The sequence below is a fragment of the Buchananella sp. 14KM1171 genome (genome assembly GCF_041380365.1).
GTDB lineage: Bacteria > Actinomycetota > Actinomycetes > Actinomycetales > Actinomycetaceae > Buchananella > Buchananella felis.
Window position 1 is genome coordinate 946,690 of sequence record NZ_CP159981.1, and the last position, 18,958, is coordinate 965,647.

The window sequence follows — 18,958 nt, forward strand, 5'->3', positions numbered from 1 at the left end:
ACGTCGAGTCGAAGCCCCGAACGTCGAGCTGAGCTCCGGCGCGGGGAGCCTCCCTCTCCCTGGGCCCGCCGATCACCTCGCCGACGGCCCGCACCCAGCGCTGGGAGTTTCCCTTTAGCGCCCCTCGCCGAGGGAGTATTTCTGCTCGGAGAGCTCAAAGCCCACGCCGGTGCGCTGATTCCAGCAGGAGACGGACTCGTCCAGATAGGTGCAGGCGAACTCGCCCCAGTAGACCTGCTCTCCGGGCTGCAGCACGTAGACGTAGGTACCCTCGGCGGGGCGGAAGTCCTGTCCACAGGCCAGGTTCGTGCCGGTGGGGTCCACGGCCAGGGAGAAGACGGACTGGGCGCAGTCCTGCAGCCCGGCTGCGGCGAAGGACCTCTCCGCCATACTGCACCCGGCCTGGAGGTCCTGCAGGTGGCAGATCACCTTCCCGTCCGGGGATGAGACGAGTCCCTGCTGGGAGGCGTTGAAGTCCACCGGGCGGGCCCAGTCGTCCTCGTCGCGGCTCGGGGTCGGGGTCGGGGACGCTGTGGGCTGCGCGCTCACCGCTGGCGCGGCGTCCAGTACCGGTTGCGGCGCGGACTTCTCCAGCGCCACCAGGTAGGTGACGTAGACGGCCAATGCCAGGGCGGCGAGGACGCCTAGCGCGATGGCGACGGGCTTGAGCACGCGCTTGCGCACGCGCACCCGGGTGATGTCGCGCTTCTTCTGGGCCAGCAGTGCGGCCCGTTTGGCCGCAGTGGCGGCCTGGTTTTCCCGGTCGCGCTGGAACTGGCGCGCCTGCTCAGCCTGCTCGCGGGCCTGCTCGGCCAGGGTTTCCTTCACCCAGGTCTGGTAGGCCACGGGGTCCTCACGCTGAATCCACTGGCGCACCCGCTCGCTGCAGTTGGGGTGGGACAGGATACGGCGGCGCAGCTGCGGGTAGACGCCGGCCAGCTCGGCCAACTGGGCGGCGGACATCTGCGCCTGGCTCTCGGGACAGACCGCGCCTTGACCGGCGGCAAGGAAGGGGTTGGAGGGCTTTTCCCGCTCCTCCTGCCCGCACGCGCCCAGCAGCAGGTTGATGAGCTCCTCCGAGATGGGCGGGAAGCCGGGGGGAGTCTGCCCCTGCTGGCCGGCCCCGGCACTCTGGGCTTGACCTGCCCCGGCACTCTGCCCCTGGCTGGTCCGGTCGGCGGCCCTCGTCCCGGCCCGGTCGGTGGCCCTCGTCCCGGCCCGGTCGGCGGCCCTCGTCCCGGCCCCGTCGCCGGCACCCGTCCCGGCGCCTGCGGGCTTCGCTGCGTCGGGTTCCTTGCGCATCGCTCCCCTCTCACTGCCGGCGCACCAATGTCGTAAAGAGGTTACGCGCAGGGCCGGGCTTTGGCTGCCTCCCGCCGGTTGCCCTGTGGGAAAGCGAAGCCGCCGGCCACGCGGCACTCGCCGCGCGCACCTTTCCCTCCGCGCCACCGCGCCGCCGCGCGCACCTTCCCCACCGCGCCGCTGCGCCCCGCTCCATCGCCCCGCCGCCCGCCGCTACCGGAATCGGCGCCGGGGGCAACGTCGTCCAACCAAGACCACCAAACACGCCCGCCGCTGACGAGGCGCGGCCGGAGCGCGGGCCAGGTCAGGCCGGGTCAGGTCAGGCCGGGTCGCGGCGGGTGGGGCAGCTCATGCAGTGCGCCCCACCACGGCCACGGCCCAGCTCGTTACCGGGGATGGCGATGACCTCCACGCCGTTGTCCGCCAAGTACTTGTTGGTGGCGGTGTTGCGCTCGTAGGCCACCACCACGCCGGGGGCCAGGGCCAGGAGGTTGCAGGCGTCATCCCACTGCTCGCGCTCGGCAGCCAGGCCGTCCTGCGGGGTGGTCAAAATGCGCAGCCCGTCCACTCCCAGGGTGTCGGCGATGACGTGGTGCATGCGCTCGGCCGGGTGGGAGACGATGTGCAGGCCGCTGCCGGAGGAGCCGTTGCCGGCCCCGGCGGGGGTGAGGGTGAAGCTCGGCAGCATGCCCAGGCCGGCGAACTTGGTCCAGGTGCGCTGGTCGATCATGGTCATGACCGTGTCCAGGTGCATGTAGGCGCGGGCGTGGGGCATGGCCAGGGCGACGATCCGGTCTGCCTTCCCACTTTCGAAGACGCGCTGGGCAAAACGCTCCATGCCCTGCGGGGTGGTGCGCTCGCTCAATCCCACGATCAGGGCGCCGCCTCCGACCACGTGCACGTCCCCGCCCTCGATGGCTGCGGTGCCGTGCTCGGACTCCTCGGTCCAAACGGGGGTGACGGCATCGGCAAAGTCGGGGTGGTAGCGGTAGATGGCCTCGTAGTGCAGGGTCTCGCGCCAGCGGGCCACCTTGCGCATGGAAGAGATGGACACCCCGCCGTAGGCCCAGGTGGAGGTGTCGCGAGTGAAATAGTGGTTCGGCAGGGGGGCCAGCACGAAGTCGTCGATGTGCCACAGCCGGAAGGAGGCCGAGCGCGGCTCGTCGATGCGTTCCAGGATCTCGCGCTTGGTGATGCCGGCGATGAGCAGCTGGGTGAGCTCGGCCAGGTCCATGGAGCGCGCCAGGTCGCGCAGCGGCTCGTAGGCCATGGGGCCGTAGGTGTGCTCGTCGAAGGTGCGGTTGATGACCATCTCGCGCGCCTCGGCGACCGTGAGGGACTCGCGCAGCAGGTCGGCCATATATAGGACGTGTGCGCCGTTGTCCTGGAGGACTTGGGCGAAGCGGTCGTGTTCCTCCTGGGCGCGCTCCAGCCACAGGATGTCGTCGAAGAGCAGGTCGTCCTTGTTGGACGGGGTCAGGCGGGTCATCTCCAGGCCGGGCCGGTGCAGGATGACCTCACGCAGTTGCCCCACCTCGCTTTCCACGCGACGCGGCAGCTCCGCAGGTGTGGAGTAGGCATTTGGGGCGGTTTCACTCATGGCTTCCAGAGTAGCGGGGCGGACTGCGCGCTGCGTGCCTCTGCGCCGCCGGTGGCTAGGCTGGGGGCTATGAGCAGCCTTCCTTTCGTTTCTGACACCTTCGATCCGGCCCGGTGGCGCGACATCGGTCAGGGGCTGACGGATGTCACCTACCACCGGGGCGTGGACGGCCACGGCCGGGCGCTGCCGGTGGTGCGCGTGGCGATCGACCGCCCGGAGGTGCGCAACGCCTTCCGCCCGCACACCGTGGACGAGCTCTACCGGGTCCTAGACGACGCCCGCTGCAGCCCCGACGTCGCTGCGGTGATCCTGACGGGCAATGGCCCCTCTCCCAAGGACGGCGGCTATTCCTTCTGCTCCGGCGGGGACCAGCGCGTGCGCGGCAAGGACGGCTACCGCTACGAGCGCCCGGAGGAGGCGGCAGCTTCTTCTGTTGGCGGGGTGGCCGACGTCGCCCCCGGCGCCCCGCAGGGTGAGGGCGCTGTTTGGGCCGGCGGGGCTTTGGCCGGCGCCGCACAGGAGGAGGCCGACGCGCAGGCCGCCCACTTGGCCGACGTCGCCGCCACGCGGGCCCGCTTGGACGCCGCCCGGGCGGGGCGATTGCACATCCTGGAGGTGCAGCGCCTGATCAGGACCATGCCGAAGGTGGTGATCGCGGCAGTTTCCGGTTGGGCGGCCGGGGGTGGACACTCACTGAACGTGGTGTGCGACCTCTCGTTGGCCTCTCTGGAGCACGCGCGCTTCATGCAGACGGACGCGAACGTGGGTTCCTTCGACGCCGGCTACGGCTCGGCACTGCTGGCCCGCCAGGTGGGCGACAAGCGGGCGCGGGAGATCTTCTTCCTGGCGCGGGAGTACGACGCGACGGAGGCCGAGCGTTGGGGCGTGGTGAACGAGGCCGTGCCGCACGCGCTGCTGGAGGAGCGGGCGCTGGAGTACGCGCGGATCGTGGCCACCAAGTCCCCGCAGGCGATCCGGATGCTGAAGTTCGCCTTCAACCTGGCCGACGACGGCCTGGCCGGGCAGCAGGTGTTCGCGGGCGAGGCCACCAGGCTGGCCTATATGACCGCCGAGGCGCAGGAAGGCCGCGACGCATTCCTGGAGCGCCGAGCTCCGGATTGGTCGGCCTTCCCTTATTACTTCTGAGGTTAATCAAAACGGGCGTTATGGGCGGGGGATAAGAATCCCCCGCCCACCAATTTCTTTCGAGCGGGATATTGTCGGCCCAGAAATCACCCCCTCCGGAAACGCAATGGCGGCCCATTACGCGGCGGGGCGGAGCTGCGGCGCCGGGGGTGGAGCTGTGGTGCGGGGTGTGGCGGCGCTGCGAAACGGGGTGTAGCGGCGCTCGTCGCCGGGGTGCGGCGTCTGCCGTTACGCGGGCGCGGGGGTGGCGCGACTCCCCCTCTCACGCCCGCCCCAACAGGCGCGCAAGCGCCCCTGTTGGGGCACGCACCCGGGCGGCGCTTCGACCCGTGCGGCGCACTACCGCAAGCTAAACCGGTTTCTGCGCCCCTTTATCACTTTTGTGACTGACGCCACCTTTGTACAGGGGCGGCCCGCAAAGTGCCGGAAATGAGCCAATGCGCTCGGCGTTCCATTGCCGCACCTATCCACAAGGCTCCACCAACTCCTACCGAACCACAGCCGAGGCGGTTACGCTTGCCGGGAGAAGGTTTATCTACACCTCCGCGCAGGTGCGCCCCGGCGTGCCGAGGCGAAGGGCAAGGCGCCCCATTTACTTGGCGGCGTAGCGGGCAACCGACCCCCAGTCGGCGGCCCAACCTCCCCACGCCATCCCGGCACCCCCTGGCGCAAAGTCGCCGCTCTTTGGAAGGAAACACATGCAGGGCAAAGTCAAGGCCAAATGGCTGAGCTTGCTTTCTGTTCTGGCGGTCCTCCTGACCTCAATAGGCTTAGTGACGCTGTTCAACGGCGACGCTGAGGCAGGAGAGCCCGGACAGAACGAAGCTGTCACGATCACAAACATCACTGTCAAGAAGCTCACCGGTGGCGTCGAAACCGACGATGTGGCCCACAAGTGGAGCCGAGTTAACGTCAAGTGGGACTGGGACGCCCGCAACGCTAACCCCCAGGTGGGCCAGCACTTCACCCTCGGCTTCCCCTTCGAGCCCGTGTCCTACAAGTTCGTAGACACCAAGGAGTTCGAGCTGAAGCTGGACCAGGGCTCGAAGCCGACCATCGCGGTCTGCTACCCGAACCGTGGCCCCGGCGAAGCCAAGCCCTTCATCAAGTGTGTGTTCACCGACGGCCTGACCACCGCCGTTCAGGAGCAGGGACTATCCAACCTGCGCGGAAACGCCTGGATCGAGTCCGTAGCGCACGAGTCCAACGGCAAGACGGAACTTGAGTTCAACGCCAACGGCACCAAGATCATGGTTCCCACCCCGGGTGGCGAGCCCATCACGGCTCCGATCGGCAACTACTGGATCCAGCCGCCGGACAAGTCCAACTGGGGTGTTACCTCAGAGACGGCCCGCATCGTCTGGCACGTGCAGTTCTCCGGCAAGGTGCTGCGCGAGATGATGAACAAGAGCCAGATTCCGGACGAGATCGTCATTCACGACTCCCTGAGCCAGGGCCAGGTTTACGAGGGCAGCTACGGTTTCGTTGCGACCGCAGTGGACCTGCCGACCGAGGGCGACATTGAGGACCTGTGCATCTTCGACCACGCCGGCATCTGCAGCGTGGAGACATTCCCCTACCCCAAGCGCCCCGGCCACTCCCTGGGCAATCTGGGCGAGGTGACGGTGCAGGCCGAGTTCAGCAACGGCAACCGCGCAGCTAAGTTCACGATCCGCCGGACCGGTGCGCCGCTGCGTGACGACGTCAACTACCGCCTGACCTACCGCACCAAGCCGACCACCCCGAACGAGAAGATCGACATCAACACGACCTACTCCAACGAGGCTCGTATCGAGGGCGTTAACAAGAAGCTCTACTCCAGCGCCCGCTACCGCGTCACCGCCGGTGGTACCGCGCAAATGGACCCGGGCTACGGCACCTTTGCCATCAGCAAGATCGCCAAGGGCGAGGCCAAGACTGCTCTGCCCGACGGCGAGCGCGTCCGCTTCCTGGTGGATTGGCAGCTGCCGGCTAACAAGCCGAACGCATCCGACCACCCGGGCTGGGTGGAGCCAAACCGCCCGCTCTACGTCGAGGTCCCCCTTGACCGGGTCGTAACCTACCTCCCGGAAACCAACACCCGCATGCCGTTCCCGGCAGGCACCACCATCACGCTGACCGAGGACACCAACTGGACCTCCTCTGGTCTGCCCGGTGGCATCAAGTTTGAGACCCCCTCTGTCACGATCGATGGCGGGCAAGCATCCAGCACCCCCGTTGCGACCTTCGTGATCGTGTCCAACAAGGTGATTGAGGCCGAGTACACCAACACCTTCTCCTTCAAGGCCGTCAGCGTGGGTGACTACGTGTGGTTCGACAAGAACAAGGACGGTCTGCAGGACGACAGCGACGAGCCGCTAAACGGCGTCACGCTGACCATCTCCCGCACGGACGGCAAGCCGGTCAAGGACGTCAACGGTGCCCCGGTTACCACGACGACCACCAATTCCCAGGGCAAGTACCTGTTCGACAACCTGGAGATCCTCCCGGCCGGCCAGAAGTACAAGGTGACGGTGACTCCACCGAGTGGCTACCTACCCACCAAGCCTGAGCAGGGCACCGACCGCAGCAAGGACTCCTCCACGGGGAGCGCCACGGCCCGCGAACTTCCCAACGGCGGCGACAGCGACCTGACCTTGGACTTCGGCTTCGTGAAGACCGTTCCGGGTATTGACATCGAGAAGTACGACGGCAACTGGGCCGGCGTTAAGTTCAACGGCGACACCCCGGAGATGAACAACGGCCAGCCCGCCACGCTGCCTGCGGGTGACCGCGACAGTGCGGACACCGCCCTGGTGCTTTCCGGCCTGGAGGCGCAGCCGGTGAAGTTCACCGTCACCAACACTGGTACCGACGGCCTGAAGAACATCGTGGTCACCGACCGCACCAGCGCCGGTCCGGCGCTGACCAACCTGAAGTGCCGCATCAACAACCAGGACGTGGCTGCGGTTGGCGGCGTCGTCACCGCCCCCGCCGACTGGGTGCTGCCGGTCAAGGGCTCCTTCGAGTGCACCGGCACCCTGCCCAAGCTCTCGGAGGCTGACACTTCCGGCGCCTACCACACCACGCACGCCAACTCCGCGACCGTCGAGGCAACCCCGGTGGCCGGTGGCGACAAGGTTTCCGACTCTGACGAGTGGCACGCCAAGCGCGGCAAGGTCAGCGTGGGTGACTACGTGTGGTTTGACAAGAACAAGGACGGCCTGCAGGACAACACCGACGTCCCGCTGGGCGAGGTCACCCTGACCCTGTCCCGCACCGACAACCAGCCGGCCAAGAAGATCGACGGCAGCGTGGTAACCACCACCAAGACCGCCGCCAACGGCAAGTACCTCTTCCCCGACCTGGAGATCCTGCCGGCAGGCGTGAACTACAAGGTCACCGTCACCGCTCCGGCTGGTTACAAGCCGACCGTTGAGGGTCCCCAGAACGGCTCCGGAGCCAACGACTCCTCCACCGACAACGCCACCGCCAAGGACCTTCCGAACGACGGCAACAGCGACCTGACGTTGGACTTTGGTTTTGTGAAGACTGCGCCGGGTATTGATATTGAGAAGTACGACGGTGTTTGGGCTGGTGTTCAGTTCAATGGCGATAAGCCGGTGTTGAGTAATGGTCAGCCTGCGGTGTTGCCTGCTGGTGACCGTGATGGTGCTGACCAGGCTTTGGTGCTTTCTGGCCTGGAGGCCCAGCCGGTGAAGTTCACTGTGACTAACACTGGTGAGGACGCGTTGAAGAACGTGGTGGTCACCGACCGTACTAATGGTGGCCCGGCCCTGACCGACTTCAAGTGCCGCATCGACAACAAGGACGTGGCTGGGGTTAATGGTGTGGTCACTGCTCCGGCTGATTGGGTGTTTGCTGCCAAGGCCTCGTTTGAGTGCACCGGTACGCTGCCCAAGCTGGCCGAGGCTGACGCCACTGGCGCCTACCACACCAGCCACGCCAACACCGCCACGGTTGAGGCTGTCCCGGTTGCTGGTGGTGACAAGGTCACTGATAGCGATGAGTGGCACGCCAAGCGCGGCAAGGTGAGTGTGGGTGACTACGTCTGGTTCGACGCGAACAAGGACGGCCTGCAGGACAACTCTGATGTGCCGCTGAAGGACGTCACCCTGACCATCTCGCGCACCGACAACAAGCCGGCCAAGAAGATCGACGGCAGCGTGGTGACCACCACGACCACTGACGCTGCGGGTAAGTACCTCTTCGCCGACCTGGAAATCCTCCCGGCAGGCGTGAAGTACAAGGTTGCTGTTACCACCCCGGATAACTACGAGCCCACCACTGCTGGTGCTGGTAGCGACCGCGCCAAGGACTCCTCCACTGGTAGCGAGACCGCGGTAGAGCTGCCCACTGATGGCGGCAAGGACCTGAGCCTGGACTTTGGTTTTGTTAAGAAGCCCACGGGTATCGACATCGAGAAGTACGACGGTGCCTGGAGCGGGGTGACCTTCGACCAGGACGGTAACGCCGAACTGGTTAACGGCCAGCCCAAGGTCCTGCCCGCTGGTGACCGTGACACCGAGGACGCGGCCCTGGTCCTTTCTGGCCTGGCTGCCCAGCCGGTGAAGTTCACCGTTACCAACACTGGTAAGGGCGAGCTGAACAACGTCAAGGTCACCGACCAGACTCTGGCCGGCCCGGCCCTGACCGATCTGAAGTGCCACATCAACGGCACCGACATTGCTGCTGTTAACGGCGTGGTCACTGCTCCGGCCGACTGGATCTTCGCACCCCAGGCCTCCTTTGACTGCACCGCTACCCTGCCGGCCATCACGGACGCTGCCAAGCACGCCAACAAGGCCACCGTTGAGGCCACCCCGGTTGCTGGTGGTGACAAGGTCAGCGACAACGACGACTGGCACGCCAAGCGCGGCAAGGTGAGTGTGGGTGACTACGTCTGGTTCGACGCGAACAAGGACGGCCTGCAAGACACCAGCGACGTGCCGCTGCAGGACGTCACCCTGGCCCTGTCCCGCACGGACGACAAGCCGGCCAAGAAGATCGACGGCAGCGTGGTTACCACCACCAAGACCGACGCGGCCGGTAAGTACCTCTTCGCCGACCTGGAAATCCTCCCGGCAGGCGTGAAGTACAAGGTCACCGTCGCACCCCCGGTCAACTACGAGCCCACCACTGCTGGTGTCGGGACCGACCGCGCCAAGGACTCCTCCACCGACAGCGAGACTGCGGTAGAGCTGCCCAACGATGGGGACAAGGACCTCACGCTGGACTTTGGTTTTGTTAAGAAGCCCACGGGTATCGACATTGAGAAGTACGACGGTGCTTGGAGTGGGGTGGTCTTTGACCAGGCGGGTAACGCTGAGCTGGTTGATGGTCAGCCCAAGGTCTTGCCCGCTGGTGACCGTGACACCGAGGATGCGGCCCTGGTGCTTTCTGGTCTGGCTGCCCAGCCGGTGAAGTTCACCGTGACTAACACGGGTAAGGGCGAGTTGAACAATGTCAAGGTTTCTGACACCACGATTGTTGGCCCGGCCCTGACCGACTTCAAGTGCCGTATTGATGGCGCTGATGTGGTGGCTGTTGATGGTGTGGTTAGTGCTCCGGCGGCTTGGGTGTTTGCGCCCAAGGCTTCGTTTGAGTGCACCGCTACCCTGGCGGCCATGACGGATGCGGCCAAGCACGCTAACACCGCCCGGGTGGAGGCCACCCCGGTGGCTGGTGGTGACAAGCTCACCGATAGCGATAACTGGCACGCCAAGCGCGGCAAGGTGAGTGTGGGTGACTACGTCTGGTACGACGCCAACAAGGACGGTCTGCAAGACGCCAGCGACGTGGCGTTGGAGGATGTGACCTTGACCCTGTCTCGCACGGACGGCAAGCCGGCCAAGAAGGTCGACGGCAGCGTGGTTACCACCACCACGACCGACGCGACCGGTAAGTACTTGTTTGCTGACCTGGAGATCTTGCCGGCAGGCGCGAAGTACGTGGTGACGGTTACCAACCCGCGTGGTTTTGTTCCCACCACTCCTGGGGCTGGCAGTGACCGGGCCAAGGACTCCTCTACTGGTAGCGAGACCGCGGTCGTGTTGCCTAATGATGGGGACAAGGACCTGAGTTTGGACTTTGGTTTTGTTAAGGCCAAGGTGAGTGTGGGTGACTACGTCTGGTTCGACGCGAACAAGGACGGCCTGCAAGACGATGACGAAAAGGGCATCAAGGACGTGGTTTTGACCATCTCGCGTACGGACGGCAAGCCCGTTAAGGACGCTGATGGCAACCCGGTTACCACCACCACTACCGACGCTAGCGGCATGTACCTGTTTAAGGACTTGGAGATGCTGCCAGCGGGTGAGAAGTACGTGGTTACTGTCACCGACCCGGCCGGCTACGTACCCACCAAGGCCGAGGCGGGCAGCGACCGGGCCAAGGACTCCTCTACTGGTAGTGCTACCGCCCAGGAACTGACCCAGGACGGGGCTAAGGACCTCACCCTTGACTTTGGTTTCTTCTTCCCCGAGGTCAGCGTGGGTGACTACGTCTGGTACGACGTCAACAAGGACGGCCTGCAAGACGGCACCGATGTGCCACTCAAGGACGTCACCCTGACCATCTCCCGTAGCGACGGTAAGCCGGTCAACAACGCTGACCACACCGCCCGCACCGAGCTGACCACCACCACCGACGAGCACGGCAAGTACGCCTTTACTGGTCTGGAAGTCCTCACCGGTGAGGTGAAGTACATCGTTACCGTTACCGCCCCGTTCGGTTACGTGCCGACCAAGGCCGGCATGAACAACGGTGCTGGTAGTGATGACTCTTCTACCCAGACCTCGGCCAGCGTGGCAGACCTGTCCACCGACGGGGCCAACGACCCCACCTTGGACTTTGGTTTCATCAAGGCCAAGGTGTCCGTGGGTGACTACGTCTGGTTCGACAAGAACAAGGACGGCCTCCAAGACACCGGCGAGCCCGGTATCAAGGACGTCACCCTGACCCTGACCGGCCCGGACGGTAAGAGCGTCACCGACGTCAACGGCAACCCCGTTGGCCCGGTCAAGACCGACGAGCACGGCAAGTACCTCTTTGAGAACCTGCCCGTGCTACCCCAGGGTGAGTCCTACACCGTCACGGTCAGCGACCCGGCCGGCTACCTGCCCACCAAGGCCGGTACCAACAACGGCCAGGGAGCCAACGACTCTTCCACCACGACCTCGGTCAGCCTGGCAGACCTGTCCACCGACAGCGCTAGCGACCTGACCTTGGACTTTGGCTACTACAAGCCCTCAGTTACCGTGGGTGACTACGTCTTTGAAGACCTCAACGACAACGGAATCCAGGACAACACCGACAAGCCCATCGCTGGTGTGACCCTGAAGATCACCGGACCCGACGGCAAGGACGTCACCGACGTCAACGGCAACCCCGTTGGCCCGGTCAAGACCGACGAGAACGGCAAGTACCTTTTCGACAACCTGCCCGTCCTGAAGGACAACCAGTCCTACACCGTCACCATCACCCCGCCCGCGGGCTACCAGCCGGCCAAGACCGGCCAGGGCACCCGGGAAACCGACTCCTCTACCGACAAGGCCACCACCATCGGCCTGACCAAGGACGGGGACAAGGACCTCTCCCTGGACTTCGGCTTCAAAAAGCCCACCACCAAGGGCGGCAAGGGAGGCAAGCTGGCCAAGACCGGCACCAACGCCCTCACCCTAGCCCCCTACGCCCTAACCCTGCTGGCAGCCGGAGGCACACTCCTCCTCCTACGCCGCAAGAAGAACTAGCCCACAACGCTAGAACCAGGAGACCAAACCCCTAAAACAGGCAAACTCTCCTAAACCCCCAGGGCCCGGACTGGACCACCAACAAACGGACCAGCCCGGGCCCTGGCATTTGCGAATGCTTTTCAATAGCGAGGAGCGCCGCGCCCGCACCGTCATGCATTCGCATATTCGCAAGTTTGCACTCTTTGGCGACTTCTGCAATTGCCACCCCTCACACCTGCACCAAGGGGGCAGAACTGGCGGAATATCAGCTCAAAACGAGTGTTACGACACAGACAACAAGTTCACTAAACAACTAAATCGCCCCTTGTGGCTTGCGGGCCCATACTGCTAGCTCGAAACTCGAACTGAATAGGTCTAGTCAATATAGAGTGATCGCTAAGCGGCCTCTCTCAGCCTTCCAAGTTGGCAGCCCACGTGGTCTGCCTACGTCCTTACTCGGAATCGAGGCACCATGCATAGTTCAACGAGGAATCGAGCAATATCGTTCGCCACCGCGCTAAGCCTTTTGCTGGCAGCTATCGCGGTGGTGCTGTCAATCTCTCCCGGCGCGTCAGCGACCACCAACACGGACATCGTCGTCCACAGCGTGAAGGTGCAGCGCTACGTCGGCGCCGGAGCACCGCCCACCTGCGATGACCGGCCGGTCACGCACGGCGCTCGCGTCTGCATCACCTGGAAGTGGGACGCCTCTCAGGCCAACCCCAAGGCCGGGGACAGCTTCTACCTGGGCCTGCCGCAGAACTTCACGCTCAACGACGTAGCCCCCTACGACCTTGAGACCCCGATCGTGAACGTGCAGTCCGGCGAGACCACGATGCAGAAGATCGGCAGCTGCGTGCTACGCCAGCAGACCAACCAGGCTCCGGCCCGCGTCACCTGTACTTTCGACGAGGGGCTTACCCACGCCCAGGAGCTCGGCAACGAGCACCTCACTGGCGACGGCTGGATCGCAGCTCGCGTACACCACGTAGATGACTCCGTCTCCGGCAATTTCGACCTCAACGGCAAGGTCGAGAGCGAGAACTACCCGGGCGGCAATCCAATCCCCGCCCCCGGCCCTGGCACTTACTGGGAGCGCCCCATCGATAAGGGTTCCGATGGCGTTCGCCACGACACTAAGCGCATCTGGTGGCACATTCGCTTCAACTCCAACGTGCTTGCCCGCCGCCTCAACGGCTCCATCCCCAACCCGCTCCTCATTAGCGACGTCACTAGCGCGGGCCACAAGTTCCAGACCGACAGCCCTCTGACCATCCGCGTGCTGAACTCTCAGAGCCAGCCGTCTCCGGGCAAGACGATCCGGGTTGGTACCACCGACCCGAACCGCGCCCCGATCATCAACGCCGAGGGCCGCACCACCTTCTCCATCGAGCGGACATTCTCTGAGGGCGACAGCAAGATGTCCCTGGCTATCCGCCCGAACGACGGAGCGGACTGGGAGCCCAACACCAACTACATGATCTCCTACGCCACCCTGCCAAAGACGGACAGCGGCGTGGCCGACCCCGGCATCATCTACTCCAACAAGGTCGAGATTGTCGGACTGGGCGAGACGATCACCAACAACCAGAACTACGTGGCCGCTGCGGGCGGTAGCGCCACGATGACCGCCGGCTACGGCTCGTTCTCCGTGGTCAAGCTGGTCGATGGCCCCGCCGCAAATCTGGTCGACCCCAACACCCGAGTGGTCGTCAACGTGAAGTGGACCCTGCCGGGCGGGAAGACCGCAGCCGACTACCCGGGCTGGACTGCCCCGCCCAGCAACCCGTTCCCGCTTACTCTGCCCATCGGCCAGATCACGAGCTACCTGCCCAACCCGCTGCCGTTCCCCGCGGACACCACGATTGAAATCAGCGAGGCTTCGGCAGCTCCCGGTGGACCCGAGATCATCTGGAGTAACCCCCGCTTCCAGATCGGCGCAAACAGCAATACCACCTCCACCGCTACGTTCGACATCGCGGGCGGAAGCGTCACTCCCGTTCAGCTCACGAACTCCGCCAGCTTCAAGCAGGTGCGTGTGGGTGACTACGTGTGGTTTGACAAGAACAAGGACGGCCTGCAGGACAACACCGACGAACCGTTGCAGAACGTCACCCTGACGATCTCGCGTTCAGACAACGCCACGGTCAACAGCGCAGACGGCTCGGCCTACCCGAACACCTCCACGCAGACCAACGCCAGCGGCGCCTACAGCTTCGACAACCTGGAGGTGCTGCCTGCCGGTACCCACTACGTCGTCACCGTCACTAATCCTTCCGGCTACAAGCCGACCAAGGCCAACGTCGGCACCAACCCGGCTCTCGACTCCTCTACCGGTAGCGCCGAGTCCGGCGACCTAGTCAACGACGGGGATGCAGACCTGACGTTGGACTTTGGTTTTGTGAAGACTGCGCCGGGTATTGATATTGAGAAGTACGACGGTGTTTGGGCTGGTGTTCAGTTCAATGGCGATAAGCCGGTGTTGAGTAATGGTCAGCCTGCGGTGTTGCCTGCTGGTGACCGTGATGGTGCTGACCAGGCTTTGGTGCTTTCTGGCCTGGAGGCCCAGCCGGTGAAGTTCACTGTGACTAACACTGGTGAGGACGCGTTGAAGAACGTGGTGGTCACCGACCGTACTAATGGTGGCCCGGCCCTGACCGACTTCAAGTGCCGCATCGACAACAAGGACGTGGCTGGGGTTAATGGTGTGGTCACTGCTCCGGCTGATTGGGTGTTTGCTGCCAAGGCCTCGTTTGAGTGCACCGGTACGCTGCCCAAGCTGGCCGAGGCTGACGCCACTGGCGCCTACCACACCAGCCACGCCAACACCGCCACGGTTGAGGCTGTCCCGGTTGCTGGTGGTGACAAGGTCACTGATAGCGATGAGTGGCACGCCAAGCGCGGCAAGGTGAGTGTGGGTGACTACGTCTGGTTCGACGCGAACAAGGACGGCCTGCAGGACAACTCTGATGTGCCGCTGAAGGACGTCACCCTGACCATCTCGCGCACCGACAACAAGCCGGCCAAGAAGATCGACGGCAGCGTGGTGACCACCACGACCACTGACGCTGCGGGTAAGTACCTCTTCGCCGACCTGGAAATCCTCCCGGCAGGCGTGAAGTACAAGGTTGCTGTTACCACCCCGGATAACTACGAGCCCACCACTGCTGGTGCTGGTAGCGACCGCGCCAAGGACTCCTCCACTGGTAGCGAGACCGCGGTAGAGCTGCCCACTGATGGCGGCAAGGACCTGAGCCTGGACTTTGGTTTTGTTAAGAAGCCCACGGGTATCGACATCGAGAAGTACGACGGTGCCTGGAGCGGGGTGACCTTCGACCAGGACGGTAACGCCGAACTGGTTAACGGCCAGCCCAAGGTCCTGCCCGCTGGTGACCGTGACACCGAGGACGCGGCCCTGGTCCTTTCTGGCCTGGCTGCCCAGCCGGTGAAGTTCACCGTTACCAACACTGGTAAGGGCGAGCTGAACAACGTCAAGGTCACCGACCAGACTCTGGCCGGCCCGGCCCTGACCGATCTGAAGTGCCACATCAACGGCACCGACATTGCTGCTGTTAACGGCGTGGTCACTGCTCCGGCCGACTGGATCTTCGCACCCCAGGCCTCCTTTGACTGCACCGCTACCCTGCCGGCCATCACGGACGCTGCCAAGCACGCCAACAAGGCCACCGTTGAGGCCACCCCGGTTGCTGGTGGTGACAAGGTCAGCGACAACGACGACTGGCACGCCAAGCGCGGCAAGGTGAGTGTGGGTGACTACGTCTGGTTCGACGCGAACAAGGACGGCCTGCAAGACACCAGCGACGTGCCGCTGCAGGACGTCACCCTGGCCCTGTCCCGCACGGACGACAAGCCGGCCAAGAAGATCGACGGCAGCGTGGTTACCACCACCAAGACCGACGCGGCCGGTAAGTACCTCTTCGCCGACCTGGAAATCCTCCCGGCAGGCGTGAAGTACAAGGTCACCGTCGCACCCCCGGTCAACTACGAGCCCACCACTGCTGGTGTCGGGACCGACCGCGCCAAGGACTCCTCCACCGACAGCGAGACTGCGGTAGAGCTGCCCAACGATGGGGACAAGGACCTCACGCTGGACTTTGGTTTTGTTAAGAAGCCCACGGGTATCGACATTGAGAAGTACGACGGTGCTTGGAGTGGGGTGGTCTTTGACCAGGCGGGTAACGCTGAGCTGGTTGATGGTCAGCCCAAGGTCTTGCCCGCTGGTGACCGTGACACCGAGGATGCGGCCCTGGTGCTTTCTGGTCTGGCTGCCCAGCCGGTGAAGTTCACCGTGACTAACACGGGTAAGGGCGAGTTGAACAATGTCAAGGTTTCTGACACCACGATTGTTGGCCCGGCCCTGACCGACTTCAAGTGCCGTATTGATGGCGCTGATGTGGTGGCTGTTGATGGTGTGGTTAGTGCTCCGGCGGCTTGGGTGTTTGCGCCCAAGGCTTCGTTTGAGTGCACCGCTACCCTGGCGGCCATGACGGATGCGGCCAAGCACGCTAACACCGCCCGGGTGGAGGCCACCCCGGTGGCTGGTGGTGACAAGCTCACCGATAGCGATAACTGGCACGCCAAGCGCGGCAAGGTGAGTGTGGGTGACTACGTCTGGTACGACGCCAACAAGGACGGTCTGCAAGACGCCAGCGACGTGGCGTTGGAGGATGTGACCTTGACCCTGTCTCGCACGGACGGCAAGCCGGCCAAGAAGGTCGACGGCAGCGTGGTTACCACCACCACGACCGACGCGACCGGTAAGTACTTGTTTGCTGACCTGGAGATCTTGCCGGCAGGCGCGAAGTACGTGGTGACGGTTACCAACCCGCGTGGTTTTGTTCCCACCACTCCTGGGGCTGGCAGTGACCGGGCCAAGGACTCCTCTACTGGTAGCGAGACCGCGGTCGTGTTGCCTAATGATGGGGACAAGGACCTGAGTTTGGACTTTGGTTTTGTTAAGGCCAAGGTGAGTGTGGGTGACTACGTCTGGTTCGACGCGAACAAGGACGGCCTGCAAGACGATGACGAAAAGGGCATCAAGGACGTGGTTTTGACCATCTCGCGTACGGACGGCAAGCCCGTTAAGGACGCTGATGGCAACCCGGTTACCACCACCACTACCGACGCTAGCGGCATGTACCTGTTTAAGGACTTGGAGATGCTGCCAGCGGGTGAGAAGTACGTGGTTACTGTCACCGACCCGGCCGGCTACGTACCCACCAAGGCCGAGGCGGGCAGCGACCGGGCCAAGGACTCCTCTACTGGTAGTGCTACCGCCCAGGAACTGACCCAGGACGGGGCTAAGGACCTCACCCTTGACTTTGGTTTCTTCTTCCCCGAGGTCAGCGTGGGTGACTACGTCTGGTACGACGTCAACAAGGACGGCCTGCAAGACGGCACCGATGTGCCACTCAAGGACGTCACCCTGACCATCTCCCGTAGCGACGGTAAGCCGGTCAACAACGCTGACCACACCGCCCGCACCGAGCTGACCACCACCACCGACGAGCACGGCAAGTACGCCTTTACTGGTCTGGAAGTCCTCACCGGTGAGGTGAAGTACATCGTTACCGTTACCGCCCCGTTCGGTTACGTGCCGACCAAGGCCGGCATGAACAACGGTGCTGGTAGTGATGACTCTTCTACCCAGACCTCGGCCAGCGTGGCAGACCTGTCCACCGACGGGGCCAACGACCCCACCTTGGACTTTGGTTTCATCAAGGCCAAGGTGTCCGTGGGTGACTACGTCTGGTTCGACAAGAACAAGGACGGCCTCCAAGACACCGGCGAGCCCGGTATCAAGGACGTCACCCTGACCCTGACCGGCCCGGACGGTAAGAGCGTCACCGACGTCAACGGCAACCCCGTTGGCCCGGTCAAGACCGACGAGCACGGCAAGTACCTCTTTGAGAACCTGCCCGTGCTACCCCAGGGTGAGTCCTACACCGTCACGGTCAGCGACCCGGCCGGCTACCTGCCCACCAAGGCCGGTACCAACAACGGCCAGGGAGCCAACGACTCTTCCACCACGACCTCGGTCAGCCTGGCAGACCTGTCCACCGACAGCGCTAGCGACCTGACCTTGGACTTTGGCTACTACAAGCCCTCAGTTACCGTGGGTGACTACGTCTTTGAAGACCTCAACGACAACGGAATCCAGGACAACACCGACAAGCCCATCGCTGGTGTGACCCTGAAGATCACCGGCCCCGACGGCAAGGACGTCACCGACGTCAACGGCAACCCCGTTGGCCCGGTCAAGACCGACGAGAACGGCAAGTACCTTTTCGACAACCTGCCCGTCCTGAAGGACAACCAGTCCTACACCGTCACCATCACCCCGCCCGCGGGCTACCAGCCGGCCAAGACCGGCCAGGGCACCCGGGAAACCGACTCCTCTACCGACAAGGCCACCACCATCGGCCTGACCAAGGACGGAGACAAGGACCTCTCCCTGGACTTCGGCTTCAAAAAGCCCACCACCAAGGGCGGCAAGGGAGGCAAGCTGGCCAAGACCGGCACCAACGCCCTCACCCTAGCCCCCTACGCCCTAACCCTGCTGGCAGCCGGAGGCACACTCCTCCTCCTACGCCGCAAGAAGAACTAGCCCACAACGCTAGAACCAGGAGACCAAACCCCTAAAACAGGCAAACTCTCCTAAACCCCCAGGGCCCGGACTGGACCACCAACAAACGGACCAGCCCGGGCCCTGCCACACCCACAAGCCTCGGCCACTAACCCAAACCCGACACTCAGGGCCCCAGCTCGACGTTTGGTGTTCCAGCTCGACGTTTGACGCCCCAGCTCGACGTTTGGTGCCCCAGCTCGACGTTTGGTGTTCCAGCTCGACGTTTGGAGCTTCAACTCGACGTTAACCAGGGGCAGAACGTCGAGTTGAAGACCCCAACGTCGAGTCCAAGCCACGAACGTCGAGTCCCAACAACCCAGTCGCCCGCCAATGGCGGAGGGGCTGGTGGTGGAGTCTGGGTGGCGAGTCGCGGCGGTGCGCCCGCCAACGGCGCAGGGGCTGGTGGTGGAGTCTGGGCGGCGGGTCGCGGCGGTGCGCCCGCCAACGGCGCAGGGGCTGGTGTCACCAGGGGCCGGGCCCTTGACGCCCCAACTCGACGTTTGGTGTTCCAGCTCGACGTTTGGAGCT

At 64.1% G+C, this 18,958-nt stretch carries 5 protein-coding genes; 3 read left to right on the forward strand and 2 right to left on the reverse strand.

Going from position 1 to position 18,958, the window contains the following annotated elements; genetic code table 11:
• Positions 1–114 precede the first annotated feature (114 nt).
• On the reverse strand, positions 115–1,302 hold the full coding sequence (locus ABYF38_RS03780; protein WP_371152812.1) for a hypothetical protein: 1,188 nt from the start codon (positions 1,300–1,302) through the stop codon (positions 115–117).
• A 319-nt stretch (positions 1,303–1,621) separates the two neighbouring features.
• Positions 1,622–2,902, reverse strand: a complete 1,281-nt coding sequence (locus ABYF38_RS03785) for an arginine deiminase (RefSeq protein WP_371152813.1) — start codon at positions 2,900–2,902, stop codon at positions 1,622–1,624.
• Between the two features lie 69 nt (positions 2,903–2,971).
• Here ABYF38_RS03785 and ABYF38_RS03790 point away from each other — a divergent pair, with 69 nt between their 5' ends.
• From ABYF38_RS03790 to ABYF38_RS03800, 3 genes are all read left to right on the forward strand, one after another.
• The gene (locus ABYF38_RS03790; protein ID WP_371152814.1) at positions 2,972–4,048 is read left to right on the forward strand and encodes a 1,4-dihydroxy-2-naphthoyl-CoA synthase; all 1,077 of its coding nucleotides are present in this window, start codon (positions 2,972–2,974) and stop codon (positions 4,046–4,048) included.
• 773 nt (positions 4,049–4,821) lie between these two features.
• On the forward strand, positions 4,822–11,799 hold the full coding sequence (locus ABYF38_RS03795) for an SdrD B-like domain-containing protein (protein ID WP_371152815.1): 6,978 nt from the start codon (positions 4,822–4,824) through the stop codon (positions 11,797–11,799).
• 529 nt (positions 11,800–12,328) lie between these two features.
• Positions 12,329–18,409, forward strand: a complete 6,081-nt coding sequence (locus ABYF38_RS03800; protein WP_371152816.1) for an SdrD B-like domain-containing protein — start codon at positions 12,329–12,331, stop codon at positions 18,407–18,409.
• Positions 18,410–18,958 lie beyond the last annotated feature (549 nt).